At 67.2% G+C, this 26,771-nt stretch carries 25 protein-coding genes; 9 read left to right on the top strand and 16 right to left on the bottom strand.

Translation table 11 applies throughout. The annotated features are described in order from the left end of the window. Nucleotides 1-27 precede the first annotated feature (27 nt). Entirely contained in the window at nt 28-777 is a 750-nt protein-coding gene (locus tag AB0F86_RS14075; RefSeq protein ID WP_356985728.1) for a peptidase inhibitor family I36 protein, read from the top strand. 123 nt (nt 778-900) lie between these two features. Here AB0F86_RS14075 and secA read toward each other — a convergent pair whose 3' ends face one another. Further along, nucleotides 901-3,702: a preprotein translocase subunit SecA gene (gene secA, locus AB0F86_RS14070; RefSeq protein ID WP_181700285.1), complete on the bottom strand. Its 2,802-nt coding sequence runs from the start codon at nt 3,700-3,702 to the stop codon at nt 901-903. Between the two features lie 264 nt (nt 3,703-3,966). Between secA and AB0F86_RS14065 the strand changes: the two genes are divergently transcribed. The 6 genes from AB0F86_RS14065 (at nt 3,967) to bluB (ending at nt 10,774) form a co-directional block, all read left to right on the top strand. Next, nucleotides 3,967-5,376: a wax ester/triacylglycerol synthase family O-acyltransferase gene (locus tag AB0F86_RS14065; protein WP_356985726.1), complete on the top strand. Its 1,410-nt coding sequence runs from the start codon at nt 3,967-3,969 to the stop codon at nt 5,374-5,376. A gap of 10 nt (nt 5,377-5,386) precedes the next feature. Continuing rightward, on the top strand, nt 5,387-5,938 hold the full coding sequence (locus AB0F86_RS14060) for a hypothetical protein (protein WP_356985813.1): 552 nt from the start codon (nt 5,387-5,389) through the stop codon (nt 5,936-5,938). 214 nt (nt 5,939-6,152) lie between these two features. Next, complete coding sequence (locus AB0F86_RS14055; RefSeq protein ID WP_067637443.1) at nt 6,153-7,283, top strand: ferredoxin reductase; 1,131 nt, start codon at nt 6,153-6,155, stop codon at nt 7,281-7,283. A gap of 161 nt (nt 7,284-7,444) precedes the next feature. Further along, the gene (locus AB0F86_RS14050; RefSeq protein WP_181700280.1) at nt 7,445-8,779 is read left to right on the top strand and encodes a fatty acid desaturase; all 1,335 of its coding nucleotides are present in this window, start codon (nt 7,445-7,447) and stop codon (nt 8,777-8,779) included. A gap of 94 nt (nt 8,780-8,873) precedes the next feature. Then, nucleotides 8,874-10,115, top strand: a complete 1,242-nt coding sequence (locus AB0F86_RS14045) for a fatty acid desaturase (RefSeq protein WP_181700278.1) — start codon at nt 8,874-8,876, stop codon at nt 10,113-10,115. Nucleotides 10,116-10,138: 23 nt separating this feature from the next. After that, the gene (gene bluB / locus AB0F86_RS14040) at nt 10,139-10,774 is read left to right on the top strand and encodes a 5,6-dimethylbenzimidazole synthase (RefSeq protein ID WP_356985723.1); all 636 of its coding nucleotides are present in this window, start codon (nt 10,139-10,141) and stop codon (nt 10,772-10,774) included. A 47-nt stretch (nt 10,775-10,821) separates the two neighbouring features. Here bluB and raiA read toward each other — a convergent pair whose 3' ends face one another. From raiA to AB0F86_RS14010, 6 genes are all read right to left on the bottom strand, one after another. Further along, nucleotides 10,822-11,517 (bottom strand): ribosome-associated translation inhibitor RaiA, encoded by a 696-nt coding sequence (gene raiA, locus AB0F86_RS14035; protein WP_181700273.1) that lies wholly within the window; start codon nt 11,515-11,517, stop codon nt 10,822-10,824. A gap of 183 nt (nt 11,518-11,700) precedes the next feature. Beyond that, nucleotides 11,701-12,345 (bottom strand): ComF family protein, encoded by a 645-nt coding sequence (locus AB0F86_RS14030; RefSeq protein WP_356985720.1) that lies wholly within the window; start codon nt 12,343-12,345, stop codon nt 11,701-11,703. A 33-nt stretch (nt 12,346-12,378) separates the two neighbouring features. Next, nucleotides 12,379-14,175, bottom strand: a complete 1,797-nt coding sequence (gene lpqB, locus AB0F86_RS14025) for an MtrAB system accessory lipoprotein LpqB (protein ID WP_181700268.1) — start codon at nt 14,173-14,175, stop codon at nt 12,379-12,381. Further along, the gene (gene mtrB, locus AB0F86_RS14020; RefSeq protein WP_357171676.1) at nt 14,172-15,896 is read right to left on the bottom strand and encodes an MtrAB system histidine kinase MtrB; all 1,725 of its coding nucleotides are present in this window, start codon (nt 15,894-15,896) and stop codon (nt 14,172-14,174) included. The genes lpqB and mtrB overlap by 4 nt, the downstream gene beginning before the upstream one ends. A gap of 22 nt (nt 15,897-15,918) precedes the next feature. Continuing rightward, nucleotides 15,919-16,596 (bottom strand): MtrAB system response regulator MtrA, encoded by a 678-nt coding sequence (gene mtrA / locus AB0F86_RS14015; RefSeq protein ID WP_067491393.1) that lies wholly within the window; start codon nt 16,594-16,596, stop codon nt 15,919-15,921. A 77-nt stretch (nt 16,597-16,673) separates the two neighbouring features. Continuing rightward, nucleotides 16,674-17,321 (bottom strand): dTMP kinase, encoded by a 648-nt coding sequence (locus AB0F86_RS14010; RefSeq protein WP_356985715.1) that lies wholly within the window; start codon nt 17,319-17,321, stop codon nt 16,674-16,676. A 119-nt stretch (nt 17,322-17,440) separates the two neighbouring features. On the opposite strand from AB0F86_RS14010, the gene AB0F86_RS14005 reads away from it, so the two are divergent. Next, nucleotides 17,441-17,698 (top strand): hypothetical protein, encoded by a 258-nt coding sequence (locus tag AB0F86_RS14005; protein WP_225278882.1) that lies wholly within the window; start codon nt 17,441-17,443, stop codon nt 17,696-17,698. Between the two features lie 81 nt (nt 17,699-17,779). Here the strand turns inward: AB0F86_RS14005 and ahcY are convergent, their stop codons facing one another. From ahcY to cofD, 9 genes are all read right to left on the bottom strand, one after another. Next, nucleotides 17,780-19,261, bottom strand: coding sequence for an adenosylhomocysteinase (gene ahcY, locus AB0F86_RS14000; RefSeq protein WP_067491386.1), 1,482 nt, complete (start codon nt 19,259-19,261; stop codon nt 17,780-17,782). Nucleotides 19,262-19,317: 56 nt separating this feature from the next. Beyond that, nucleotides 19,318-20,475, bottom strand: coding sequence for an alkane 1-monooxygenase (locus AB0F86_RS13995; RefSeq protein ID WP_356985714.1), 1,158 nt, complete (start codon nt 20,473-20,475; stop codon nt 19,318-19,320). Nucleotides 20,476-20,628: 153 nt separating this feature from the next. Beyond that, complete coding sequence (locus AB0F86_RS13990; RefSeq protein WP_181700326.1) at nt 20,629-21,177, bottom strand: TetR family transcriptional regulator; 549 nt, start codon at nt 21,175-21,177, stop codon at nt 20,629-20,631. Between the two features lie 77 nt (nt 21,178-21,254). Next, entirely contained in the window at nt 21,255-21,437 is a 183-nt protein-coding gene (locus AB0F86_RS13985; RefSeq protein ID WP_181700258.1) for a rubredoxin, read from the bottom strand. Further along, nucleotides 21,434-21,607 carry a rubredoxin gene (locus AB0F86_RS13980; protein ID WP_225278880.1) on the bottom strand — a complete coding sequence of 58 codons (174 nt, stop codon included), beginning with the start codon at nt 21,605-21,607 and terminating at the stop codon, nt 21,434-21,436. Before AB0F86_RS13980 ends, AB0F86_RS13985 begins: the two co-directional genes overlap by 4 nt. After that, nucleotides 21,604-22,836, bottom strand: coding sequence for an alkane 1-monooxygenase (locus AB0F86_RS13975; RefSeq protein WP_181700254.1), 1,233 nt, complete (start codon nt 22,834-22,836; stop codon nt 21,604-21,606). Before AB0F86_RS13975 ends, AB0F86_RS13980 begins: the two co-directional genes overlap by 4 nt. A 189-nt stretch (nt 22,837-23,025) precedes the next feature. Continuing rightward, on the bottom strand, nt 23,026-23,547 hold the full coding sequence (locus AB0F86_RS13970) for an NUDIX domain-containing protein (RefSeq protein ID WP_356985712.1): 522 nt from the start codon (nt 23,545-23,547) through the stop codon (nt 23,026-23,028). Between the two features lie 145 nt (nt 23,548-23,692). Beyond that, complete coding sequence (locus AB0F86_RS13965) at nt 23,693-25,039, bottom strand: coenzyme F420-0:L-glutamate ligase (RefSeq protein WP_356985710.1); 1,347 nt, start codon at nt 25,037-25,039, stop codon at nt 23,693-23,695. Continuing rightward, nucleotides 25,036-26,004, bottom strand: a complete 969-nt coding sequence (cofD, locus tag AB0F86_RS13960) for a 2-phospho-L-lactate transferase (RefSeq protein WP_181700323.1) — start codon at nt 26,002-26,004, stop codon at nt 25,036-25,038. The genes AB0F86_RS13965 and cofD overlap by 4 nt, the downstream gene beginning before the upstream one ends. 515 nt (nt 26,005-26,519) lie before the next feature. Between cofD and AB0F86_RS13955 the strand changes: the two genes are divergently transcribed. Continuing rightward, nucleotides 26,520-26,753 carry a WhiB family transcriptional regulator gene (locus tag AB0F86_RS13955; RefSeq protein ID WP_133733920.1) on the top strand — a complete coding sequence of 78 codons (234 nt, stop codon included), beginning with the start codon at nt 26,520-26,522 and terminating at the stop codon, nt 26,751-26,753. Nucleotides 26,754-26,771: the final 18 nt, after the last annotated feature.

Here is a 26,771-nt window from a genome sequence, read left to right as displayed (position 1 = left end):
AGCAGCTTCCAGTTGCATTCTGACGCCGTGCGGACTGTGTTCACGGTGATACTCGCGGTGCTTGTCGGGTTCGGTGCGGTGGCGTGTGACCACGAGAAGGCGACCGAGACGACACAGGATGTAGTGTGCGAGATGGTGGTGCCGGTCGTCGAGGTCATCGCGCTGAAACTGCGCGCCGGGGTGACGGTGACGGCGGCACTGGTCACGGCGGCCACCGGGATCGCGCTGAGCGCGGCCTGTGAGTACGTGATCGACCGGCTCGGCGCGGCGCCCGACGAAGAACACACCGTTGAGCTCGAAAGCGGAAACGGCAGCGAGACAACGACAGTCAGCGCCAAGACATTCACCAGCGTCACCGAGGACTGGTGCAACAAGACCGGCGGCTGCACCGGCTTCGAGCGCTGCCCCACCTCGTATGTGTGCGTGTTCACCGGACACGAAGGCGCGGGCAAGATGTCGCTGTTCAAGATCGGCTCACCCGACCTGAGCGGCCAGCACATCGATGCCGCCGCCGTCTCGGTGTTCAATCGGACCGGCAAGACGGTCACCCTGTTCGACACCGCAGGACACGAAGGCGACAACTACACCATCGCCGTGTCGACCAAGGGGAATCTGCCCGAGGAATGGCAGGGGCGCGCCCGGTCGCTGACGGTGGGACCGGTGCCGACCACCACCTCGAAGACGACCACCACGACAACCGCACCGGTCCCGACGAGCACGACGCGCAAGCCGACGACCACGACGTCGACGGTGACAACCGCCGCCCCACCCTCCTGACCGAGTGCACTGCCTTTCTCACCTCGCAGCGAGAACAACGGTTTCGGGGCCGATGTGTTCGAGCACATACAACGAAGGCTCCCACGAATGATCGTGGGAGCCTTCGTTGTTCAAGAGAACCGATCAGCGGCGACGCTTGCCCTTGGTTTCGGTGCGGGCGGCCTCGCGGCGTTCGCGGCGGGTGCCGGTGGTGGGGCGGCCGCCGTATTCCTGGGCGTCGGAGTGGGATTCGGCGCGGCCGTCCTCGGCGGGACCCGAGTAGTTCAGGCCGCGCGGGGTGGACTCGTCGATTCCCTTGGCGCGCAGGGCGGGCGGGGCCTGGGTCTGCGGAGCGGCGTCCTGGGGGCGGGGGGCGCCGACCGGGGAACGCAGGCCCTTGTCGATGGAGACGCCTTCGGGCTGGGGCTGCTGGACCTCGACCTGCAGGTTGAACAGAAAGCCGACCGACTCTTCCTTCAGGCCTTCCAACATGGCCGCGAACATGTCGAAGCCTTCGCGCTGGTACTCGACCAGCGGGTCGCGCTGGGCCATCGCGCGCAGGCCGATGCCCTCCTTGAGGTAGTCCATCTCGTAGAGGTGCTCACGCCACTTGCGGTCCAGGACCGAGAGCAGGACCTGGCGTTCCAGGTTGCGCATGGCGCCCTCGCCCGCGAGGCCGTCGATTTCCTGTTCGCGCTTCTCGTAGGCGTTGTGCGCGTCTTCGAGCAGAGCCTCACGCAGTTCGTCGCGGGTGAGTTCGCCCGCCTCGCCCGCGGCGGTCTCGCCCGCCAGCTCCTTGTAATCCAGGCTCACCGGGTACAGCGTCTTCAACGCGGTCCACAGCTTCTCCAGATCCCAGTCCTCGACGTAACCCTCGGCGGTCGCGCCGTCGACGTAGGCGGTGATCACGTCGGTGATCATGTTCTGGACCTGACCCTCCATGTCCTCGCCACGCAGGATCCGGTTGCGCTCGCCGTAGATGACGGTGCGCTGCTGGTTCATCACCTCGTCGTACTTCAAAACGTTCTTGCGGATCTCGAAGTTCTGCTGCTCGACCTGGGTCTGGGCGCTCTTGATGGCCTTGGAGACCATCTTCGCCTCGATCGGCACGTCGTCGGGCAGGTTCAGGCGGTTCATGATCGCCTCGAGCGCGGCGCCGTTGAAGCGGCGCATCAGCTCGTCACCCAGCGACAGGTAGAACCGCGACTCGCCCGGGTCGCCCTGACGACCGGAACGACCACGCAATTGGTTGTCGATACGACGCGACTCGTGCCGCTCGGTGCCGAGCACGTACAGGCCACCGGCCTCGCGCACCGTCTCGGCGTCTTCCTCGGTCTGCTTCTTCACCTGCTCGAGCGCCGAATGCCAGGCGGCCTCGTACTCCTCGGGGGTGGTGACCGGGTCGAGGCCCTGCTTGCGCAGCAGGATGTCGGCGATGATGTCGGCGTTGCCGCCGAGCACGATGTCGGTACCACGACCGGCCATGTTGGTCGCCACGGTGACCGCGCCGGGTCGACCGGCCTCGGCGATGATCTGGGCTTCCTGCTCGTGGAACTTCGCGTTCAGAACGCTGTGTGCCACACCGCGTTTGGTGAACTGCTTGGACAGGTACTCCGAGCGCTCCACGCTGGTGGTACCGATCAGGACCGGCTGGCCCTTCTCGTGCCGCTCCACCACGTCGTCGACGACGGCGTTGAACTTGGCCTCTTCCGACTTGTAGATCAGGTCGGCCTGGTCCTTGCGGACCATCGGCTTGTTCGTCGGGATGGGCACCACGCCGAGGCCGTAGATCGAGTGCAACTCGGCGGCCTCGGTCTCGGCGGTACCGGTCATACCGGACAGCTTGTTGTAGAGGCGGAAGTAGTTCTGGAGGGTGATCGTGGCCAGGGTCTGGTTCTCCGGCTGGATCTCGACCTTCTCCTTGGCCTCGATCGCCTGGTGCATGCCCTCGTTGTAGCGGCGCCCGACCAGGATGCGGCCGGTGAACTCGTCGACGATGATGACCTCACCGTCGCGCACGATGTAGTCCTTGTCGCGCTGGTAGAGCTCCTTGGCCTTGATGGCGTTGTTCAGGTAGCTCACCAGCGGCGAGTTCGCGGCCTCGTAGAGGTTGTCGATACCGAGCTGGTCCTCGACGAACTCCACGCCCGCCTCGTGCACGCCGATGGTGCGCTTCTTGATGTCCACCTCGTAGTGGACGTCCTTCTTCAGCAGCGGCGCGATGCGCGCGAACTCGGCGTACCACTTGGAGGAGGCGTCGGCCGGACCCGAGATGATGAGCGGGGTACGGGCCTCATCGATGAGGATGGAGTCGACCTCGTCGACCACGGCGAAGTTGTGCCCGCGCTGGACCAGGTCGTCCAGCGAGTGGGTCATGTTGTCGCGCAGGTAGTCGAAGCCGAACTCGTTGTTCGTGCCGTAGGTGATGTCGGCGGCGTAGGCCACGCGACGCTCGGCCGGGGTCATGCCGCCGAGGATCACGCCGACCTCGAAGCCGAGGAAGCGGTGCACGCGGCCCATCCACTCGGCGTCACGCTTGGCGAGGTAGTCGTTGACCGTGACCACGTGCACGCCGTCGCCGGAGATGGCGTTCAGGTAGGCGGGCAGCACACAGGTCAGGGTCTTGCCCTCACCGGTCTTCATCTCCGAGATGTTGCCCAGGTGCAGCGACGCGCCACCCATGATCTGCACCTTGTAGTGCTTCTGGTTCAGCACGCGCCACGACGCCTCGCGGGCCACCGCGAACGCTTCGAGCAGCAGGTCGTCGAGGGTTTCGCCCGCGGCGTAGCGCTCACGGAACTCGTCGGTCTTGGCGCGCAGTTCCTCGTCGGTCAGCGCCTCGATCTCGTCGCCGTACGCGATGACCTCATCGGCGAGGTTCGACAGCCGCTTGACCATGCGGCCTTCACCAATCCGTAGCAACCTCGTCAGTGTCAGCGCAGGCACGGGTCTCGTCAGTCCTCTGGTCGGAGTCGGGTTCGGGCTAGTGAGCCACAGTGTTGTGGGCAATGGTAGTCCGCAGACCACCGTACCCGGCCGCACGTACCGCTGCCCGGTGTACCGGGTGCTCACATCCGCCCAGGTCACGGCATTCGGCGAGGCGCCTTGCCCGGCATCACCATTCACCTACTGTGCCGTAGGATGTAGCCGGTGCCCGATCTGCGCCTCCGAAGGCGCGCGAAGCGTGCAACGGAAGGAGCATCGGAGCGCGTGATCACGAGATTGACGCCGCAGGACGCGGCGTTCTACCGGCTCGAGTCGAGCAGTAATCCGATACATATCGGCTCTCTCGCGATCCTCCAGAACTCCTCCGGTGACGGCTCCGGCCAGGTCCTCGACTACGAACAGCTCATCGAGCTGGTCGAATCCCGGCTGCCGCTGGTTCCCCGCTACCGCCGCAAAGTCCGCGAGATCCCGCTCGCGCTCGGCCGCCCGGTGTGGGTGGAGGACAGCCGCTTCGACATCAGCTATCACATCCGCCGCTCCGCGCTGCCCGCCCCCGGCACCGACGAACAGCTCTACGACCTGGTCGCCCGGCTCGCCTCCCGGCCGCTGGACCAGGGCAGGCCGCTGTGGGAGATGTACCTGATCGAAGGGCTGTCCCACGGGCGAAGCGCGGTGTTCACCAAATCGCATTCGGCCCTCGTCGACGGCGACACCGCCCTCGAGATCGGGCACGTGATCCTCGACAACAACCCGCTGCCACGCGAACTGGCCGACGACGCCTGGCGCGCACCACGCGAACCGACCGATGTGGAACTGCTCGCCGGCGCGCTGTCGCAACTGGCCGCGCAACCACGCGAGGCCTACTCGGCGGTGCGCGACGCGGGCTCGAGCGCGTTCGGCGTGGTACGCGGCGCCCGGATGGCGGTGCACGCCGCGGCCAATGCCGTCCGCGCGGCGACCTCGGGCGCACCCGACAGCCCGCTCAACGCCCGCACCTCGCGCAGCCGCCGCTTCGATGTGGTGCGCACAGACCTCGAGGACTACCGCAAGATCCGCAGGCATTTCGACTGCTCGATCAACGACACCGTGCTCGCGGTCGTCACCGGCGCCCTGCGCAATTGGCTGCTCTCACGCAACGAGGCACTCGTCGAATCGACGAATCTGCGTGCGGTGGTGCCGATGTCGGTGTACGTCGACGGCGACAACCAGCTGACACCGGCCAGCGAGGTGTCCTCGTTCCTCATCGATCTGCCGGTGGGCGAACCCAATCCGACGATGCGGCTCTCGCACATCTCGCACGCCACCGAGGCCGCAGGCAGGCAGCGCCGAGGGGTGCGGGCGCGCACCCTCGTGCACCTGGCAGGTTTCGCACCGGCCAGCCTGCACGCGATGAGTGTGCGCGCGGCCAGTACTTTCGCCGACAACACTTTCAACCTGGTGATCACCAACGCGCCGGGGCCCCAGAACGCGATGTACATCGGCGGTGCGCGCATGCTGGAGATGTATCCGGTGTCGCCGCTGCTGCGCAATCAGACCCTGAGCTTCGGGCTCACCTCGTACGACGGTCAGGTCTTCTACGGACTCAACGCCGACCGCGACGCCATGGCCGATCTCGACGTCCTCGCGGCGTCGGTGCACGAATCGATGGAGGAGTTGCTCGGTGCCTGTCTCTGAGAACGCCAAGATGCGCGTCTACATCCCGGCGACGATCCCGATGCTGCGGCAGCTGGTCGACGAGCGCGAACTGTTCCCGCTCGGCGCGACCGCGTTCGCGGTGACCCCCGCGCTGCGCGAGGCCTACGCCGCGGGCGACGACGACGAACTCGCCGAGGTGGCGATGTCGGAGGCCGCGCGTGCCTCGCTGCGGCTGATCGCCGCCGAACGCGACGGACTCGACGATGCCGACGACGACACCACCGCGCCGGACGAGGCCGCCGACCCGGGCAGCCCGACCTACCGGCGCTGCGTGATCGCCGCCGACGTCACCGGCGCGAAACTGCGCCCCGACCTCGACGACGCGGTGGTGAAACTGGCCGGGCCGATCACCTACGACCAGGTGGCCTCGGTGCATGTCGACCTGGCCGAAGCCGAACCCCAGGTGGCCAAGGCAGTCGACGTGATCGACGTCGCCGACATGGGCGACCCCGATGCCGAGTTCGTCCTCGGCGACGCCGAAGACCACCAGCTGGCCTGGTACGCCACCCAGGAACTGCCCTTCCTCCTCGACCTGCTGTGACATCGGCGGCTGGCGCCGCGGTTCTCGGCGCTTGACTCCGTCGCTTCCCTCCCTCCGGGCACTCCTTCGTCGCACCCTCCGGTCAGTCCAGCGACGGAGGCGCGCCGAGAACACCCAGTCCTTCGGCTGGCGCCAAACCTACGATGCCGTAACCTTGCTGCGAGTGAGCCACCGCGGGTGGCTCGGATGCACGACAGGGAGTAACGGCGAAGCAATGGTCCTGAACAAGTTCCGGGAATGGCTCGAGGCACCGGCGGCGCAGGTCGCCGATCGCGGCGGCAAGCTGAACGTGCTACGCGGCGCGGTCGCCCGGGTGACCACACCCCTGCTGCCCGACGACTACTTGCACCTGGCCAATCCGCTGTGGTCGGCGCGGGAACTGCGTGGGCGCATCGTCGACGTGCGCAAGGAGACCGCCGACTCGGCGACGCTGGTCATCAAGCCGGGCTGGGGTTTCGACTTCAAGTATCAGCCGGGTCAGTACATCGGCATCGGCATCCTCATCGACGGCCGCTGGAACTGGCGTTCCTACTCGCTGACCTGCCCGCCGGACTGGACCGGCGAGGGCGGCAAGCGGCTCATCTCCATCGCCGTGAAGGCCATGCCCGAGGGCAAACTGTCCAGCCACCTCGTCAACGGCGTCGCCGCGGGCACCATCGTCCGGCTCGCCGCACCGCAGGGCGGGTTCGTGCTGCCCCAGCCGGTACCCGAGAAGGTGCTCTTCCTCACCGCGGGCAGTGGCATCACCCCGGTGATGTCGATGCTGCGCACCATGGACCGTCGCGACGGTGTGCACGACGTGGTGCATGTGCACTCGGCGCCGACCGACGCCGACGTGATGTTCGGCGCCGAACTGCGCGCCCTGCACGACAAGCACCCGAGCTTCGTCTCGCACCTGCAACTCACCGACGAACAGGGCCTGTTCGCGCTGTCGAGCCTCGACGAGCTCTACCCCGACTGGCGCGAGCGCGAGACGTGGGCGTGCGGTCCCGCGCCCATGCTCGACGCCATCGAAGCGCACTGGAAAGCGGCGGGCATCCCCGAGAAGCTGCACGTCGAGCGTTTCGAGGTGGAACGGTCCGCGGTCGGTGAGGGCGGCACGGTGACCTTCGGCACCACCGGACGCACCCTGACCGTCGACGGCGCGACGAGTCTGCTCGAGGCCGGCGAGTCGGTTGGCGTGCAGCTGCCGTTCGGCTGCCGGATGGGAATCTGCCAGACCTGCGTGGTCACGCTGTCGGCCGGACACGCCCGCGATCTGCGCAACGGTGACGAACGCCAGCCGGGCGACAAGGTTCAGACCTGTATCTCCGCCGCGGCGGGTGACTGCACACTCGACATCTGATCCCACCGTCACGCTTCGGTTACGGGTATCCTCGAATCATGCGCCGGTCATATGACTGATCGGCAGCGGCTGGTCTCGGCAGTGACGCCGTAGCGTCACCGCCGGGCCCCTCGTGTGTGGACCGAGCGTGCAGGCCGTCAACCGAACAAGAGAGGACCCCGGTGGCCATCACCGATATCCAGGCCTTCGCCCATCTGACGGCGGCCGACATCGAGACCCTGGGCAAAGAACTCGACTCGATCCGACGATCTGTCGAGACCTCGCGCGGTGAGCGCGACGCCAAATACATCCGCCGCACCATCGCCGCCCAGCGCGCCCTCGAGGTCGCGGGCCGGGCGGTGTTGTTCGGCAGCCGCAACCGCTGGGCGTGGCTCGGTGGCACCGCGTTGCTGTCGGTCGCCAAGATCATCGAGAACATGGAGCTCGGGCACAACGTCAGCCACGGGCAGTGGGATTGGATGAACGATCCCGAAATCCACTCCACCTCCTGGGAGTGGGACCAGACGGGTCCGTCGGCGCAGTGGCGGCGCGCGCACAACTACTCCCATCACACCTACACCAACGTGCTCGGCAAGGACGAGGACCTGGGCTTCGGCATCCTGCGGATGACCCGTGACGAGGCGTGGGAACCCAAGCACCTCGTGCAGCCCGCAGCGAACCTGCTGCTGGCCGCCACCTTCGAGTGGGGCATCGCGCTGCACGACCTGGGGATCGAGAAGGAACTCGCGGGCGTACCGACCAAGCAGCTGATGTCGGAGCCGAACAAGGACTTCGCCCGCAAGGCGGGCCGCCAGGTGGTGAAGGACTTCGTGCTGTTCCCGGCGCTCACCGGTCCGGCCTGGAAGTCGACGCTCAAGGCCAACGCCACCGCCAACCTGGTGCGCAATCTGTGGGCCTACGCCGTGATCTTCTGCGGGCACTTCCCCGACGGCGCCGAGAAATTCACCATCGAACAGCTCGACGGGGAAACCCAGGGCGAGTGGTACCTGCGTCAGATGCTCGGTAGCGCCAACTTCAAGGCGGGCCCGGTCATGGCGTTCATGAGCGGCAACCTCTGCTACCAGATCGAGCACCACCTGTTCCCCGACCTGCCGAGCAACCGGTACCCGGAGGTCGCCGCGCAGGTGCGTCAGCTCTGCGACAAGTACGACCTGCCCTACACCACCGGTTCGCTCGGCAAGCAGTACCTGCTGGCCTTCCGCACCATCCACAAGCTCGCGCTGCCCGACCGGTTCCTCAAGCGCACCGCCGACGACGCGCCCGAGACGTCCTCGGAGCGCAAGTTCCACGGCATCTCGTTGCCGGAGGCGCTGCGCGTGGACCCGGAGACCGGCAAGCGCCTCGGCCTGCGTTCGGCGCTGCACGACGCGAAGGTGAGCCTCGAAGCGAAGGCGCGGCACGAGAAGGAAGTACTGCGCGAGGCCAAGGTGGCGCTGAAGAAGCGGGCGCGGCAGGAAGAGGCTGCCCTCCGGAAGAGGGCGCGCGGTCTCAGATAACATCTGTGTCTCGATCGCGCAATAGGACACATCCCACAATCCATCGCGGAAATCACCAACCTACGCTCTCGTAACCTACGGTACTGTAACCGCCATGGCGATCTCGGATGTCAAGGAATACGCGCACCTCACCGCCGCGGATGTCGAAGCTCTCGGTGCGGAGTTCGACGCGATCCGCCGCGAAATCGAATCTTCGCGAGGCGAAGCCGACGCCCGGTATATCCGCAACGTCATCCGGTTACAGCGAGCCCTGGAGATCAGCGGCCGCACTGTCCTGTTCGCCAGCTTCCTGCCCCCGGCCTGGCTGGCCGGCGTCGCCCTGCTCGGCACTGCCAAGATCATCGAGAACATGGAGATCGGGCACAACGTCATGCACGGGCAGTGGGACTGGATGAACGATCCGGAGATCCACTCCACGTCCTGGGAGTGGGACAACGCGGGCCCGTCGGCGCACTGGAAGATCACCCACAACTTCCTGCACCACAAGTACACCAACGTCCTCGGCATGGACGACGACATCGGCTACGGCCTGCTGCGCGTCACCCGCGACCAGCGCTGGATGCCGTTCTACCTGGGTAACCCGATCTACAACTTCCTGCTGCAGGCGCTGTTCGAGTACGGCGTCGCGATCCAGCACCTCGAGCTGGGCAAGGTGGCGAAGAAGAAGTGGGACAAGGATTCCCCGGAGTGGAAGCAGTTCGACGCCGACCGCAAGCTGGTGCTCAAGAAGATCGGTAAGCAGGCCGCCAAGGACTACGTGATCTTCCCGCTGCTCACCGGGCCGTCGTTCTTCTCCACCCTCACCGCCAACTTCGCCGCCAATGTGGTGCGCAATGTGTGGACCAACGCGGTGATCTTCTGCGGGCACTTCCCCGACGGCGCCGAGAAGTTCACCAAGGCCGACATCGAGAACGAGACCAAGGGCGAGTGGTACCTGCGCCAGATGCTCGGCAGCGCCAACATCAGCGGCGGCCCGGTCATGCACTTCATGACCGGCAATCTCAGCCACCAGATCGAACATCACCTGTTCCCCGATTTGCCGAGCAACCGCTACGCCACCATCGCGGTGCGGGTGCGCGAGCTGGCCGACAAGTACGACCTGCCCTACACCACCGGGTCGCTGCCGGTGCAGTACTTCAAGTCGTGGCGCACGATCCTCAAGCTGTCGCTGCCCAACAAGTACCTGCGCCACACCGCCGACGACGCTCCGGAAACCAAGTCCGAGCGCCTGTTCGAGGGCAAGGCCGTGCCGACGATCGACCCGGTGACCGGTCGCAGGCGCGGGTTGCGCACCGCGCTGGCCGCCGGACGACGGATGGCGCGTAGGTCTTCCTGACCTCGCAATGCCACACTGCACCGGTGTGTGCTGAGCAACTGAGCGTCTACGACGCGATCCGTCTGCGTCGCGATGTGCGCGCCGAATTCACCGGCGAACTCGTCGACGACGACACGTTGTGGCGGATTCTGTCCGCCGCCCACCGGGCGCCGAGCGTCGGCAATTCCCAGCCCTGGGACTTCGTCGTGGTCCGCGAAGCGGCGACCTTGCGCCGCTTCGCCGAGCACGTGGCGGGCAAACGTGTCGAGTTCCGTGACGCGCTGCCCGCCGACCGGGCCGCGACCTTCGACCCGATCAAGATCGAGGGAATCGTCGAGAGCGGCACCGGGATCGTGGTCACCCACGACGACCGGCGCGGCGGACCTCAGGTGCTCGGTCGGGCCAGCGTCCCGGAGACCGGTGTGTATTCGACCGTGCTCGCCATCCAGAACCTGTGGCTGGCGGCGACCGCCGAACAGGTCGGTGTGGGCTGGGTGTCGTTCTACGAACCCGGGTTCCTGCGCGATCTGGTCGGCCTGCCCGAGGGCATCACGCCCATCGCCTGGCTGTGCGTCGGACCGGTACACGAGTTCCAGGAAGTGCCGGATCTCGAACGCTTCGGCTGGCGGGCCCGACGGGCGCTCACCGACGCCGTGCACTACGAAAAGTTCGGTGGCTGAACGCGATCCGGGCACCCGCGCCGCGGGTGCCCGGTGTTCCGGAAAGGTCAGACCAGCCGGATGAGACCGTAGTCGAAGGCGTGCCGGCGATAGACCACCGACGGCCGGTCGGTTTCCTTGTCGTGGAAGAGGAAGAAGTCGTGCCCGACCAGTTCCATCTGGTACAGGGCGTCGTCGACCGTCATCGGCGTAGCCGGATGGTCCTTCGTGCGCACGATGTGGCCGGGACCCTCGTCCTGGGTCTCCTCGTCGTGCTCGTGCGCTACGTGTCCGTTGGCCTGGGCGAACAGCGAGTCGTCGACCAGGGACGCGGTGGCCTGGGCTACCGAGACGGGCGTCTTGTCTCCGTAGTGGACCACGCGGCGCTTGTCCTTCGACCTGCGCAGCCTGCTCTCGATCTTCTGTGAAGCCGACTCGAACGCGGCGTAGAAGCTGTCGGCGCACGCCTCGGCACGCACGATCGGGCCACGCCCGCGTGCGGTGATCTCGACGCGCTGGCAGGCCTTGCGTTGACGACGGTTGCGCTCGTGGAACAGTTCCACATCGAAGAGGAAGATCGACGGATCGAAGCGCTCCAGCCGAGAGAGCTTCTCCGAGACATAGATTCGATAGTGGTCGGGTACTTCGACATTGCGACCGGAGACCACCACTTCCGAGTGGGGCGTCCGAGTCGAGTCGGTGGCACTGTCCTCCAGTGCCGAAGGGTCAGCATCGTGCACTGATGCCCGTGCAGAAGTCGTCACGCGAGTACCTCCCGGATATGGCCGCACACCAGAGCGAGTGCGGCGGGATTGAGCTGTGCCGATCGGGAATCGCTCGACACCAGAGTTCGCGGCGCCACCTCCCAGAAGCTGTGGTTCGGTGTGTGTTCGCGACGCTAGTCCGCCACGGACGAGTCCGCCACTGTTCACGCAAATTTCGCTGAGTCAAGCCGAACAGGTCACCAAAACAGCGCACGGATGTATGCCGATCCGGCTAAGAACACGTATCGATTCGGTGGCGGTGGTACCGGTGGTCAACACGTCGTCGACCAGTACTACCTCGGCATTCGCCGGAATTCGCGCCCGCGCGGTGGCCGGGGTCACGGCGATGATCTTGTGCGCGAGATTGTGCGCACGCTCGCGCGAGCCGAGCCCGACGGAGTCGCGGACACCGGGCCGCAGACGAAGCAGACCGACCGTCCGGCAATCGATCAGCCAACCGGCCGCGCAGGCCGTAGAACGGGCTACGGGATCGCCGCCGCGGCTGCGGGCTGCCGACGTCCGGGTGGGCGCCGGAATCAGCACCAGCGGGCGGTCAGCCGACCGTAACCGTGCCAATGCCGCGGCGAGTGCGGCGCCGAGCGGGTCGGCCAGGTCGCGTCGGCCGTGCTCCTTGGCCGCCAGCACGGCGCGCTTGGCCGGACCGCGATAGGGGCGAAGCGCCCAGCACGGAACACCGGGGTCGGTTCGTGGGCGTACCCGCACCGGACCCGTCGCCAACTCGGCCGCGCACGCACCACACCAGGGCGTGCCTGCCAGCGCACAGCCACCGCAGCGGACCGGCAGCACGAGATCGAGCAGAGCCTTCATAGCCGGTGAGCATGACAGCGGGTACCGACAGATTCAGGTCGGCAGGACCGGGACCACGCCCTCGCCGGTGAGCCCGGGTACCTCGCGCCAGAAGCGGTCTGTTCGGGTGGGGTCGGCGGTCTGCAGTTGCAGCACCGCGCGGGAATCGGCGACGTACTGGGTCGACTGCGTCGCCGTGACCACCCGGACCGGCGGAGTCAGGTTCTGCGAGGTCACCGGCGAGAACTGGGAACCGTCGATGGACACGGTGAACACCGGGTCGACATTGCCTTCCCGGGCGACCATGAGGGTGTCGCCGGTGACCCAGCTCAGCGACACCGCGGGCGTGCTCAGCCCGATCGCCACCGGCAGCGGGGAGGTGAGCGCGTACTTGCCGTCCGGCCTGCGTTCGATCACCGCCACATACACCTTGCCGTCGGCGATCAGCGCGGCCCGCACGCCGGTCCGCGAGACGACCACCTCGGTGATCGGCAGTCGCGGCGCACCCGTGCCCTCGAACAGCGCGGAGGTGTCCACGTCCTGCAGCGACACATTGCCGGTGGCGCGATCGGTGACCGCACGCACCACGCGCTGCTCGTCCAGGACGGTCCACGCGGCACCACCGTCCATGGTCCAGGACGGCCGGGCGATACTCGCCGCCTCGACCACACCGAACGCGCCCGCGCCGTAATTGCCGATCAGCAGGGTGCGGCCGGGTTCCGGTGCGGGCCTTCCGGTGTCGGCGACGGCGGCGACGAACTGGCCGTCCGACGAGATGCCGACCGACTGCAGGTTGGTCGCTTCCCCGAATGCCCCACTGGGCGCGACGATCCCGTCCGGTGTCACCTGGACGAGGGTGCCGTTGCGCAGCGCGTGCAGCCCGATCTTGTTCCCGCCGGGCGCCGCCGCACTGAACTGGTCGACATCGGCGACCGACCACCCGCTCGCGAAGCGCTCGTCGAGCGGTTTGCCGTCGGCGAGCAACACATACGGGCCGAGGATGTCGGCGCGCGACAGCGTCGTCACCACCTGGGCGGCCAGCAGTTCGCGACCACGCTGATCGAGCGTCCCGATCCCGCCGAAATCGATACGCACCCCACCGATCCCGACACCCACCTCACCGGGGTCGTTCTCCGCTTTGGTGATCGGGCTGCGCAACGCGGTCGGCGGGGCGAGCAGGTTGCGGACCACCCCGGCGATGGCGGGTTGTGGGCCCCCGCTGAGCAGGCCGACGAGCCGTTCGGTGAGCTGACCGCGCGGCACCGAGATCCAGCGCGGGTCGGGCACGAGCAGCTGGGCGGAGCTGTCGAAGTAGTACAGGACGTAACGCTGGTAGGTGCTCGCGAACGACGCGGAATCCATCACGACCCCGTCGGGCAGGTCGGTGATGCGCCACTCGCCGTCGATCCTGCTCAGCTCGATCTTGTTCTCGAGCATGCCGTCGGTGGCGCGGTAGGCGCCGTCGCGGCCCAGCTCGCCGACCTTGCGGGCGCGCACCACGTACGTCGCCCGGTCGCCGGTGCGGGATTCACGCAGCGTGTCGGGCCGATCGACGATGGTGATGCTCGCCTCGTCGTTCCACTCCCCCGCCGTGTCGTCGCGCATGTACTGGCGGGCGGCGGCATGCCGGTTGGTCGGGTCGGCGCTGGCACCGAGGAAATCGCCGACGAGCAGGTCGGGATCGCGGCCGGGCTCCGGCGGCGGCGGACCCGCCGACGTGGGTTCGCGCTCGATGGTGCCGAGAGCCTGCGGCGCCGACGATTCGGGCAGGCTCGCGCACCCGGTGAGGACCAGCAGGCAGACGAGGGCGAGCAGCCCCACACCCTTGCGAACACCACCCGCGTTGCTCATGACTCTCGGCCTCCGGTCTCGGTCGCTGCGGCTTCCTCGTTGTCGTCGGCGGCGTCGTCGCGCCGGGTGTCGAGTACCTCGGGTTCCGGATCGGCGTCGGGTAACGCGGGCACCTTGCGCAGCATCGGTTCCAGCGCCAGCGGGCTCGGGCCGAGTTTGCGGCCGCGCACCATCGGCAGCAGTAACCGGAAGCTGGCGCCGACGCCCGGATCGCCCCAGGCTTCCAGTCGGCCCTCGTGCAGGTTGGCGTCCTCGACACTGATCGACAGGCCGAGACCGGTGCCGCCGGAGCGGCGCACCCGCGAGGGGTCCGAGCGCCAGAACCGGTTGAACACCAGCTTCTCCTCGCCCGGTCGCAGACCGACACCCTGATCGCGCACGACCGTCGCCACGGCATTCGAGTCGGCGTCGCCGCGCATCCGGATCAGAACCGGTTTGCCCTCGGAGTGGTCGATCGCGTTGGCGAGCAGATTGCGCAGCACCCGCTCCACGCGGCGCGGATCGACCTCGGCGACCACCGGCTCCTCCGGCAGGTCGACGACCAGTTCGACCCCGGCGTCCTTGGCCAGGTGCCGCACGGTGGTGATCGCGGCCCGCGCGCACATCCGCACGTCGAGGGACTCCACCTGCAGTTCGGCCACACCGGCGTCGTGCCGCGAGATCTCCAGCAGGTCGTTGAGCAGGCCTTCGAACCGGTCGAGTTCGTTGACGAGCAGTTCCGAGCTGCGCGCGAGCGCCGGATCCAGGTCGTCGCTGGAACCGTGGATGAGGTCGGCGGCCATACGAACCGTGGTGAGTGGGGTGCGCAACTCGTGGCTGACATCGGAGGTGAACCGGCGCTGCAGATTGCCGAATTCCTCGAGCTGGGTGATCTGGTTCGACAGGCTCTCGGCCATCTCGTTGAACGCCTGCGCCAGCCGCGCCATGTCGTCCTCGCCGCGCACCAGCATGCGTTCCTTCAGCATGCCGTCGGCGAAGCGACCGGCGATGCGCGCGGCCGAACGGATCGGCAGCACCACCTGCCGGGTGACCAGCGCGGTGATCGCGGCGAGCAACACGAGCAGCACCACGCCACCGATGAGCATCGTGCCGCGCATGAGCGACAGGCTCGACTCCTCGCTGGCCAGCGGGAAGATCAGATAGATCTCGAGAGTCGCGATCTCGGCGCTCGGGCTGCCGATGATCAGCGCGCGGCCACGGTAGCCGTCCGGGTCGGCGACGGTGGTGAACTGGTAGGACACCTGGCTGCGCTGTACGAACCGGCGCAGTTCCTGTGGCACCTCGGAGATGAGATCGGTGGTGATCTCCTGCGGCGGGGTACCACCGACCATGGCCAGCGCGGAGTAGAAACTACCGGCGGCGCCCGTGGATTGTCCCGTGCCGCCCCGGCTGGACAGCGCGCTGCGGGCGTCGGCCAGTTGCTGCTGGCGGCTGTTGGCGCCCTCGACACCGTTCAGCTCGTTCTCGATCGTGCTGCGGGCACGATCCATCTCCTCGACCGCCGCGTTGATCTTGGCTTCGAGGAGCCGGTCGGTGATCTGACCGGTCAGCACGACCCCGAGGATCGTGATCACGATGAGGGAGAGAGTCAGCGTGGAAACGATGACCCGCAATTGCAGCGAGCGACGCCACAGGTGACCCAGCGCGGTGCCGATGGTCTGGAACCAGTCGAGCACCGGGGTCGCCCACCGCCGCAGCCGCGCGATGAGCCCGTCGGTCACCGCGGCGCCTCACAGCGACCGATCACGGCGGTCCGGCCTTGTATCCGACGCCACGCACGGTGAGCACGATCTCCGGGTTCTCCGGATCCTTCTCGACCTTGGCGCGCAGCCGCTGCACGTGCACGTTCACCAGGCGGGTGTCGGCGGCGTGCCGGTAGCCCCACACCTGTTCGAGCAGCACCTCACGGGTGAACACCTGACGCGGTTTGCGCGCGAGCGCCACCAGCAGGTCGAACTCCAGTGGGGTGAGCGAGATCTGCGTGCCACCGCGGGTCACCTTGTGCGCGGGCACGTCGATGACGATGTCGGCGATCGAGAGCAGCTCGGCCGGCTCGTCCTCGGTGCGGCGCAGGCGCGCACGCACGCGGGCGACGAGTTCCTTGGGCTTGAACGGCTTGACGATGTAATCGTCGGCACCGGACTCGAGGCCGAGGACCACATCGACGGTGTCGGTCTTGGCGGTGAGCATCACGATCGGAACGCCGGAATCGGCCCGCAGCACGCGGCATACGTCGATGCCGTTCATGCCGGGCAGCATCAGGTCCAGCAAAACCAGGTCGGGGCGGATCTCCCGCACCGCCGACAGGGCCTGCGTGCCGTCGCCGACCACGTGCGGGTCGAACCCTTCCCCGCGCAAGACGATGGTCAGCATCTCAGCGAGTGCCATATCGTCGTCGACGACCAGAATCTTGGGCTTCATAATCCTATGTTGTCATCTTCCAGGCCAGGATCGGGCCGCCACGCCATTAATGGTGTGAACCCGTCGCTTATCCAACCTTATCCGGCAAGAATTTCCGTGCACACAGTGAGGAGGGCAGGCCGGTCGTGTTCGGATCGGTATGTCCACCACCGGCCGAACCAATCGCGGTCGGCCAGTTCACGATAGACCTCGCCGGTGCGCTGCTGTAGACCGCTGTCCTTCTCGTAGGCGTCGAGGGCGCGTGTGGTGTCGAGTTCGCCACGGCGACGGGCACGTTCGGCGGCCACCTCGGTGCCGACGTCGATGAGGACGGTGAGGTCGGGCACCGGGAGCCCCAGCCTGCCGTACTCCAGATCGCCCACCCAGGCGACGATTTCGCCGTCGGCGTCCTGCACGGCGCGGGCCGCGGAGTAGGCGGCGTTGGAGGCGACCCAGCGATCCAGGATCACGATGTCGTTGGCGTCCAACAGGTTCGACAGCTCCGCGCTCGCCTCGGCGCGGTCCAGGGCGAACATGATCGCCATCGCGTTGATCGAGCCGGCGAGGTCGCCGTGCGCCCCGCGCAATGCCTCGGCCGCGAGGTCGGCGTGTATCGATCGGCCGTATTGCGGAAAGGCGAGTCTGCCCGCGCGAAGTCCTTTCGCGGACAGTTCGTCGACGAGTCCGTCGATAAGCGTGCGTTTACCCGCCCCGTCGAGCCCTTCCACCGCGATCAACACACCCATGCCGTGAGATTACCGCGCCGCGCGCCACGCCCTTCGACACGAGCCGCTCCGGCGATTCCGGCCCGTTCCGAGATTGTGAGGTGTTTTCATTTCAGAGTCTGTTCTACCCAGGAGTCACCATGCGCTCACGCATCGCCCTGCACACCGCCGTCGCCGCCACCGCCCTCGGACTAGCCCTCGCCGGCGCGGGTACCGCATCGGCCGCCCCCGCCGACCCGATTCGCCACGGTCACCACAACCACCCCGGCCTGCTCTCCGGCTCCGCATCCGCGGGCTCCGCCGCCGCGGGTTCGGCCGCCCGCGGGTCGGCCGAACTGGCAGGCTGCCTCCTGCTGGAAGTCGTCGTACCCCTCCCCCTCTGCTTGCTGCTGAGCTGACCGTTCTGGTGCGGTCCGTGACTCACGCGGGCCGACGGTGGCCCGCCGACCGGAACGGTCGACGGGCCACCGGGTGTCGACTCAGTAGCGGTAGTGGTCCGGCTTGTACGGGCCTTCCACGTCCACGCCGATGTACTCGGCCTGGTCCTTGGTGAGCTTGGTCAGCGTGCCACCGAGGGCCTCGACGTGGATCTTGGCGACCTTCTCGTCGAGGTGCTTGGGCAGGCGGTAGACCTCGTTGTCGTATTCCTCCGGCTTGGTCCACAGCTCGATCTGGGCGATGACCTGGTTGGAGAAGCTGTTGCTCATCACGAACGACGGGTGGCCGGTGGCGTTGCCCAGGTTGAGCAGGCGGCCCTCCGACAGCACGATGATCGACTTACCCGACTCGAAGGTCCACTCGTCGACCTGCGGCTTGATGTTGATCCGGGTCGCACCCGAACGCTCCAGCGCGGCCATATCGATCTCGTTGTCGAAGTGACCGATGTTGCCGAGGATCGAGTGATCCTTCATCGCCTTCATGTGGTCGAGGGTGATGATGTCCTTGTTGCCGGTAGAGGTGATGACGATGTCGGCGTCGCCGATCGCCTGCTCCACGGTGACCACGTCGTAGCCGTCCATCAGCGCCTGCAGGGCGTTGATGGGGTCGATCTCGGTGACCTGCACGCGCGCGCCCTGGCCGGCGAGGGACTCCGCACAGCCCTTGCCGACGTCGCCGTAACCGCAGATCAGCACCTTCTTGCCACCGATGAGCACATCGGTGCCACGGTTGATGCCGTCGATGAGCGAGTGGCGGGTGCCGTACTTGTTGTCGAACTTGGACTTGGTGACCGAGTCGTTGACGTTGATCGCCGGGAACACCAGCTCGCCGGCGGCGGCGAACTGGTACAGGCGCAGCACGCCGGTGGTGGTCTCCTCGGTAACGCCCTTGACCGAGTCGGCGATGACGCTCCACTTGGTCTTGTCGCGCTCGAGGCTCTCGCGCAGCAGGTTCAGGAACACCGTGTACTCGGCGGAGTGCTCCTCGTCGGCGGGCGGGACGACCCCGGCCTTCTCGAACTGTGCGCCGCGCAGCACGAGCATGGTGGCGTCACCACCGTCGTCGAGGATCATGTTGGCGGGCTCGCCCGGCCAGGTGAGCATCTGCTCGGCGGCCCACCAGTACTCCTCGAGGGTCTCGCCCTTCCACGCGAAGACCGGCACGCCCTTGGGCTCCTCGACGGTGCCGTGCGGCCCGACGACGACCGCCGCGGCGGCGTGGTCCTGGGTGGAGAAGATGTTGCACGACGCCCAGCGAACCTGCGCGCCGAGGTCGACAAGCGTTTCGATCAGGACAGCGGTCTGCACCGTCATGTGCAGGGAACCGGAGATACGGGCGCCCTTCAGCGGCTGCACGTCGTGGTATTCACGGCGCAGCGCCATCAGGCCCGGCATCTCGTGCTCGGCCAGGCGGATCTCTTTGCGGCCGAATTCGGCCTGCGACAGATCTGCCACCTTGTAATCGATGCCGTTGCGGACGTCGGCGGTGAGCTCGGTGCGCGGGGAGAGTTCTGAGGTCGTCACGCAGGCAAGGCTACCGTCTGCGGCCGCCCCTGTTCCCGCCTCCGCCCAGGTCGGAGTCAGGCGGCCGCGCGGTATCTGGCCAGCAACCGTCGCTGTTTGACCGGCGCCACGTTCGCCAGGCTGAGATCGCCGCCGTAATGGGCGGCCACCCGGGGGTCCATCACCGCACGCCACAGGGGTGGGACGGCCGCGAGCAGGATCATGGTCGCGTATCCGGCCGGCAGCTGCGGTGACTCACTGGTGCTGCGCAGGGTCTGGTAGCGGCGGCCGGGGTTGGCGTGGTGGTCGCTGTGACGCTGCAGATGGAACAGGAAGATGTTGGTGACCAGGCGATCGGAGTTCCAGCTGTCGCGCGGGGAGCAGCGTTCGTAGCGCCCGTTGGGCTTGCGCGCGCGCAGCAGTCCGTAGTGCTCGACGTAGTTGACGGTCTCGAGCAGCATCACTCCGATCACCGCCTGCAGCGCCAGCCAGGGCACGATCGCGAGCCCGAAGACCAGCACCAGCGAACCGAACAGCAGCACCGACATCGACCACGCCTGCAGGATCTGATTGCCGGGGTTCCACCAGCGCAGACCCTTCCTGGCCAGGCGTGCGCGCTCCAGCTGCACGGCCGAGCGGAAGCCACCGATCACGCTGCGCGGCAAGAACTCCCACAGCGACTCACCCATGCGGGCACTCGCCGGATCCTCGGGTGTCGCGACCCGCGCGTGATGGCCGCGGTTGTGCTCGACGAAGAAGTGGCCGTACCCCGACTGGGCGAGCGCGATCTTCGACAGCAATCTTTCAGCACGCTCCACCCGGTGGCCCAATTCGTGGGCGGCGTTGATGCCGATGCCGCTGACGAAGCCGACCGTGGCGGCCAGACCGAGCTTGTCGACGACATCGAGGTCGCTGCCCGCCCACATCGCGCAGGCCAGCAGCAGGCCGATGAGCTGGATGGGCAGGAACAGATAGGTGCACCAGCGGTAGTAGCGGTCCCGCGAGAGCGCTTCGTAATCCTCGTCGCGCGGGTTGTTGCCGTCCTCGCCGACGATCCAGTCCAGGACGGGAATCGCGATCAGCACGATGACGGGGCCGATCCACCAGAACGCTTCGGCGCCGGTGCGGTATACGAGCTGGGAGGGCAGCAGCGCGCACGCCGGCGCGATCAGCCCGAGAGCCCAGAGATACCGTTTGGGATCACGAAAACCCCCCGGTTTGCCAACCGTTTGCACACCCGCTCCGCTACAAAAAGACCAACTGCCGACGGATGTGAATACTGACAGACCAGGGGCACGTTACACAGCGGCCGCTCCTCAAACGTGGTGATGGTTACATCACCGCGAATAAGAGCAGATCACCCCTTATAGTGATCCGTCCCACTCTGTCTAGGGGCGGATACCGCGTGCCTGAACAATCGCCTCCACGTAGGGACTCAGCAGAGCGGCCATCTCGGCGGGTGCGTCGCGTTCGGGGACCGGCGGATTGGGGATGTAACTCAGCGCGATGCGCACCAGCGCGTGCGCGAGGACATCGGCCTCGGTCTCGGTGGCGTTCACCCAGCTGTGCTGGAAGACGTCGGCCAGGCGTGCGGTGGCGTGTTCGAGCAGGGGGCCCGCGTCGAGGGTGATGAGCCGCAGCAGATCAGGCTTCATCTCCCCGGCGAGCAGCGAGCGGACCAAGGGGTCGGCCGCGGCGGCGAAGAAGAAGCCGGTCATGCCGTCGCGGATGGCCTCGTGCGCGTCGCCGACGTGCCGGTGGATCGCGTCGCGCACCTGGTCGACGAGGGAGTCGGCCAGGCGCAGCGCGTAGGACTGGGAAAGGCCCGCGCGCGACCCGAACTCGTTGTAGAGCGTCTGCCTGCTCACCCCGGCCCTGGCGGCGACGTCACCGAGGGTGATCTTGGACCAGTCCCGTTCGGTGAGCAGCTCGCGCATGGAGTCCAGGACCGAGGTACGCAGCAGTTCGCGCGCGGCCTCCTGGTACGGCGGGCGCGCACCCTGGCGCGCCGCGCTCACGAACGTTCGATCTCGACCATGAAGAAATCGGATTTGCGGGCGCCGCAGTCCGGGCAGGTCCAGTCGTCGGGGATGTCGTCCCAACGGGTGCCGGGGGCGATGCCGTCGTCGGGCCAGCCCTGCGCTTCGTCGTATTCGAATCCGCACTGGGCGCACTGGAAGAGCTTGTACTCGGTCATCGCGCTACTCCTACCGCCTCGAAATCGATCTTCTCCCGCACTCCGCAGTCGGGACAGCACCAGTCGTCGGGCACCGCCGACCACGAGGTGCCTGCCGGAAAACCCTCGCGGGGAGCGCCTTCGGCTTCGTCGTAGACATAATCACAGACGGGGCATTTGTACGCACTCATGGCGCCTCCGTTCCGTACTTCGCCAGCACCTGCTCGCGGCGCTTGGGTTCGATATTGGCCAAGGTGACATCGCCGCCGTAGTGCGCGAGCAGTCGCTTGTCCATCACCTTGCGCCAGATCGGGGGGAAGTAGCTCAGCAGGATCATGCTGGCGTAACCGCTCGGCAGGTTCGGTGCGCCGTCCCAGCTGCGCAGCGTCTGGTAGCGACGGGTCGGATAGGCGTGATGGTCGCTGTGGCGCTGCAGGTGGTAGAGGAAGATGTTGGTGACCAGGTGGTCGCTGTTCCAGCTGTGCTCGGGGGCAGGCCGCTCGTAGCGCCCGCTCGGTGTCTTCTGCCGGACCAGGCCGTAGTGCTCGAGGTAGTTCACCGACTCGAGCAGGCTGAAGCCGATCACCGCCTGCAGGATCAGGTACGGCAGCACCTCGATACCGAAGGCCAGGATCAGCCCGAGCCACAGCACCACCGACATGGCCCAGGCGTTGAGCACGTCGTTGCGCAGCGTCCAGGGGCCCTTGTCCAGGCGGGCGAGCCGTTCCTTCTCGAGGTGCCAAGCCGAGCGCAGGCTGCCCCAGACGGTGCGCGGCCAGAAAGCCCAGAAGGACTCGCCGAGACGTGAACTGGCGGGGTCCTCCGGGGTGGCGACCCGCACGTGGTGACCACGGTTGTGCTCGATGTAGAAGTGCCCGTAGAACGATTGGGCCAGCGCGATACGCGAGAGCCAGCGCTCCAATTCGACCTTCTTGTGGCCCAATTCGTGCGCGGTGTTGATCCCGATGCCGCCGATCATGCCGACGCTGATCGCGATGCCGATCTTGTCGACCACATTGGCACCGCCCGGGAAGCCGAGCCAGTGCAAGTTGTCGGCGGTGATGATGTAGCAGGCGAAGATCAGCGAGGCGTACTGAAACGGCAGGTAGAGGTAGGTCAGGTAGCGGTAGTACTTGTCGTTCTCCAGCTGTTCCATGACCTCGTCGGGCGGGTTGTTGCCGTCCGGGCCGAAGAACAGGTCGGCCAGCGGGATCACGATGTAGACCAGCACCGGGCCGAGCCAGAACGGCACTTCGGCCAGGCGGTGCCAGCCGAGCTGGTTGAGGCCCCAGATCATGGGGATCGCGATCGTGAACAGTCCGGTGGGAGCGAACAGGCCCCACAGCCACAGGTATCGCTTGGAATCGCGCCATTGCGGCGGCGCTGCCGTCCGTTCGGACGGGTTGGCGTCGGTGGACATCGTTGTCTCCATCCTGAGGCACATCTCACACATGTGATGTGCGTAACTCTCTGTCACAGACGATAGGCCTCACCTCCGGTCGATGTCTAGACAAATTTGCGAATTTGTAAAGCAGATAACGGGGAGATAACGGAAAAGGCGGCCGCACCCGTTCGGGTGCGGCCGCCACGATCGCCGGTCAGCGAGGGGTCAGTCTTTCAGCGCCACGTCGGCGCCAGGTGGTAGCCCGTCGACCGGCCACCACCGCAGATCGGTGGATTCGGAGCTGCGCACCGGTACCGCCCCGGGCGGGGCGACGACCTCGAACAACAGGTCGAGATGACGCGTCGGCACACCGAGCGAACAGGTGATCGGATGCGCCTGCGCACCGTACAGACCGGGCATCAGCGACAGGTCGGGGATGCCGGATTCCTCGACCGCCTCGCGCAGCGCGGCGTCGGCGACGGTGTCGTCGCCGGGCTCGCAGTGGCCGCCGAGCTGGATCCAGCGACCCACGCGCGGGTGCAGGGTGAGCAGCACTTCGCGGCGGTCGTGCGACAACACGATCGCCGAGGCGGTGATGTGGCCGGGCGCGTGTTCACGCAGACAGCCGCGCGGCGCGGACCCGAGAAACGCCAGCATCGCTTCGCGCAGTGAGGAATCCGCGTCGGTCGGTGGTTTCCAGGAAGTGAGCAGTTCGGTCGCGGAGGCGTGCAGGGATTCGGCGCTCATGACGGCGTCTCCGCACCGGCCCGGCGCCACATCGAGCCGGCGGCACCTGAATGCACCGAGCGGCGCGCCGCCCCCACACGGTTCACAGTTCGACCCGACACGGGACGGCGTCGCCGACCGTGGCCGCACGCGGTCGCTGTGCGGTTCACAGTTCGACCAGGCCGGGGCCGGGGTCGCCGACCGTCCGGGGCTCGGGTGTCTCCTGCGGATGGCCGATCGCAATGGCGCCCAACGGATTCCAGTCCCCGGGGAGACCGAGGACCTCGCGGGTCACCTCCGGTGCGAAGATCGTCGAGCCGATCCAGCAGCTGCCGAGACCGTCGGCGGCCAGCGCCACGAGCAGACCCTGCACGGCAGCGCCGACGGCAACGGTGAACATCGTCTGCTCGGCCGCCTGGCGACGCGCGTCCGGGTAGTCGTGGGCACCGTCGGGTACGCAGAACGGGATCACGACCTCCGGCGCGTCCACCAGGATCCGCCCGCGCGCGACGCGACGTTCGATCCGCTCCGGGTCGAGTCCGTCGGCCGCGAGATCGGCACGCCACTTGTCGGCCATGGCGGAAAGCAGCCGGGCACGCACTTCGCGATCACGCAACCAGACGAAGCGCACCGGCCGGGTGTGGTGCGGAGCCGGGGCGGTGAGACCGGCGGCGACCGCGGCCCTGAGCCGTTCCGGGTCGACCGGCTCGTCGCTGAACGCGCGCACCGAACGACGAAGCGGCACAGCCTGTTTGCGGCCGAGCTCGATCGCCTCGGCGGTGCCGAGCCAGAACAGGTCGTCCACCCCGCCACGCAGCAGCGCCGCCGCGGTGGAACCGTCGTCGACGGTCGGCAGGCCGCGCACCACCGCGATCGGCACCGCGCCGAGCTTGCCCTTCACCAGGTCGGCGGCGGCGGCCAGTTCGTCGGCGACGGCCACCTGGGTGACCTGCAGTTCGTTGCCCTGCCCGTCGACCGCACCCGCGTAGTCGTGCAGCACGCGCAGGCCGGCCGAGCCGATGGCCGCGTCGATCTGGCCGTTGCGCCAGGCGCGGCCCATCGTGTCGGTGACGACCACGGCCACGTCGACGCCGAGCCGCTGGGCGACGGCCGTGCGCAGCGCTTTGGCACTGGCGTCGGGATCCACCGGGAGCAGCACCAATTCGCCCTCGGCGACATTGGAGCCGTCGACACCGGAGGCGGCCTGCACGATGCCGAGCCGGTTCTCGGTGATGAGGGTGCGGCCCTTGCGCGCGAGCACCCGCACCGCCTCGGCGTCGACCAGCTCGCGGCGGGCGGTGTCGCGTTCCTCGGGGTCGGTCGGGGCGGCGACGATGCGGCCCTCGGCCTTGGACACGATCTTGCTCGTCACCACGAGGATGTCGCCGTCGGCGAGCCAGGGTGCCTGTGCCACAAGGTGTTCGGCGATGTCGTCGCCGGGCCGGAACTCCGGCAGTCCGGTGACCGGCAGGATCCGCAGTTCCCCCGCCGCGTGGTCGGTCGGCGTGTTCACGCCTTCACCCCCGCCAGTTCCAGTGCGGCGCGGGCCATCTCGGCCGTCGCCTCGGGATCGGACATGAGCAGCGGCACGCTGCGCACCTCCACGCCGGGCACCTCGGCGGTGTCGGTGGAGTGGACGAGCCAACCGTCGAGGATGCCGGTGGCCGAGCGGGCGCCGTAATGCCTGCCGACTCCTTCGGCCGTCGAATCCACCCCGATCACCTTCAGGCACTCATCGGCCATGCCGCGCAACGGCTTTCCGTCGATCACCGGAGACAGGCCGACGACCTTGGCTTCGGTGGTGCGCAACGCGCCGCGGATACCGGGCACGGCGAGGATCGATCCGATGCTCACGACGGGGTTCGAGGGGGCGAGCAACACGGCGTCAGCCGAGGCTATGATATCGGTCACATTTGGTGCGGGAGAGGCTTGTTCGGCGCCGATGGAGGCAAATCCGTGTGTCGGAAGCGCCGCGCGGTACCGCACCCACCATTCCTGGAAGTGGATCGCGCGACGTTCGCCAGCATTGTCGGGATCGCTGACCACCACGTGGGTTTCGCAGCGGTCGTCGGTTGCCGGAATGAGTTTCACGCCCGGCTGCCACCGATTACACAGCGCTTCGGTGACCGCGGACAGCGGAAATCCGGCGCGCAACATCTCGGTGCGAATGAGGTGAGTGGCGATATCGCGATCGCCGAGCCCGAACCAATCGGGTTTGGCGTTGTATTTCGCCAGTTCCTCCTTGGCGTGCCAGGTCTCGTTCGCGTGGCCCCAGCCACGTTCGGGATCGATGCCACCACCGAGGGTGTACATGCAGGTGTCGAGGTCGGGACAGATGCGGAGGCCGTGCATCCAGACGTCGTCACCGACGTTGACGATGGCCGAGATATCAGCGTCGGGCAGCAGTTGCCTGACACCGAGGAGGAACCGTGCACCCCCGACACCACCGACGAGAACGGCGATCTTGGGCTCGCGCACCGCGTGTTGTGCAGTCACAGGGACACAGCCTAAGTGGTGCCGGTTGCCGGGTTGTTTCCCCGTGCTGAAGAACAAAGTTGCTGGTCATTTGCCACGGCACATAACAAGATCAACACGAAAGGCGGGTCCGGAGTGTAACGGAAGGGTGACGGCGGGTTGACCACCGGCAAGTGCGGCGTGTCTAATCACAGACATGTCATTCCGGTCACCGCGAGAAGACATAGCGCGGGGGCGTTTGCGAGAGGGTGCCGGCGCGCCGGAAGGCAGGCTCGGGGAAGCCCGCGAGACTACGTCGCGGTGTTGGGCCGTCGGGGTTCTAGTTGGTCCGACGGAAATCATTCTGCGCTAACACATAGTGAGGAGGCGGAACGATGACCGAAAACCTGGTCTCGCCGACCGATTCCACAGCAGGCGCAGCTAACGCTGTCTGCGCTGAAACGAGCTGGCCGGAACCGGACGCGGCAAGCGAAGTCGCGGCCCCCCGGCTGAGTCTGGTCGTCACGGGCTTCGACGAAATGTTCGAGTCGATCGAAGAGCAGTGGCAGGAACGTGCCCTCTGCGCTCAGACCGACCCCGAGGCGTTCTTCCCCGAGAAGGGCGGCTCGACCCGTGAGGCCAAGCGCATCTGCTTGGGCTGTGAAGTGCGTGACCAGTGCCTGGAATACGCGCTGGCGCATGACGAACGTTTCGGCATCTGGGGCGGTCTCTCGGAACGAGAGCGTCGCAGGCTGAAGCGCGGAATCGGATAAGTGACTGTTCGAAAGTAG

Origin of the sequence: Nocardia sp. NPDC023733 (genome assembly GCF_040639775.1) — a bacterium.
In the GTDB taxonomy this organism is placed as follows: Bacteria; Actinomycetota; Actinomycetes; order Mycobacteriales; family Mycobacteriaceae; genus Nocardia; species Nocardia rosealba.
The sequence above is the reverse complement of the archived record's forward strand: the minus strand, read 5'-3'. Positions and strand labels throughout refer to the sequence as shown.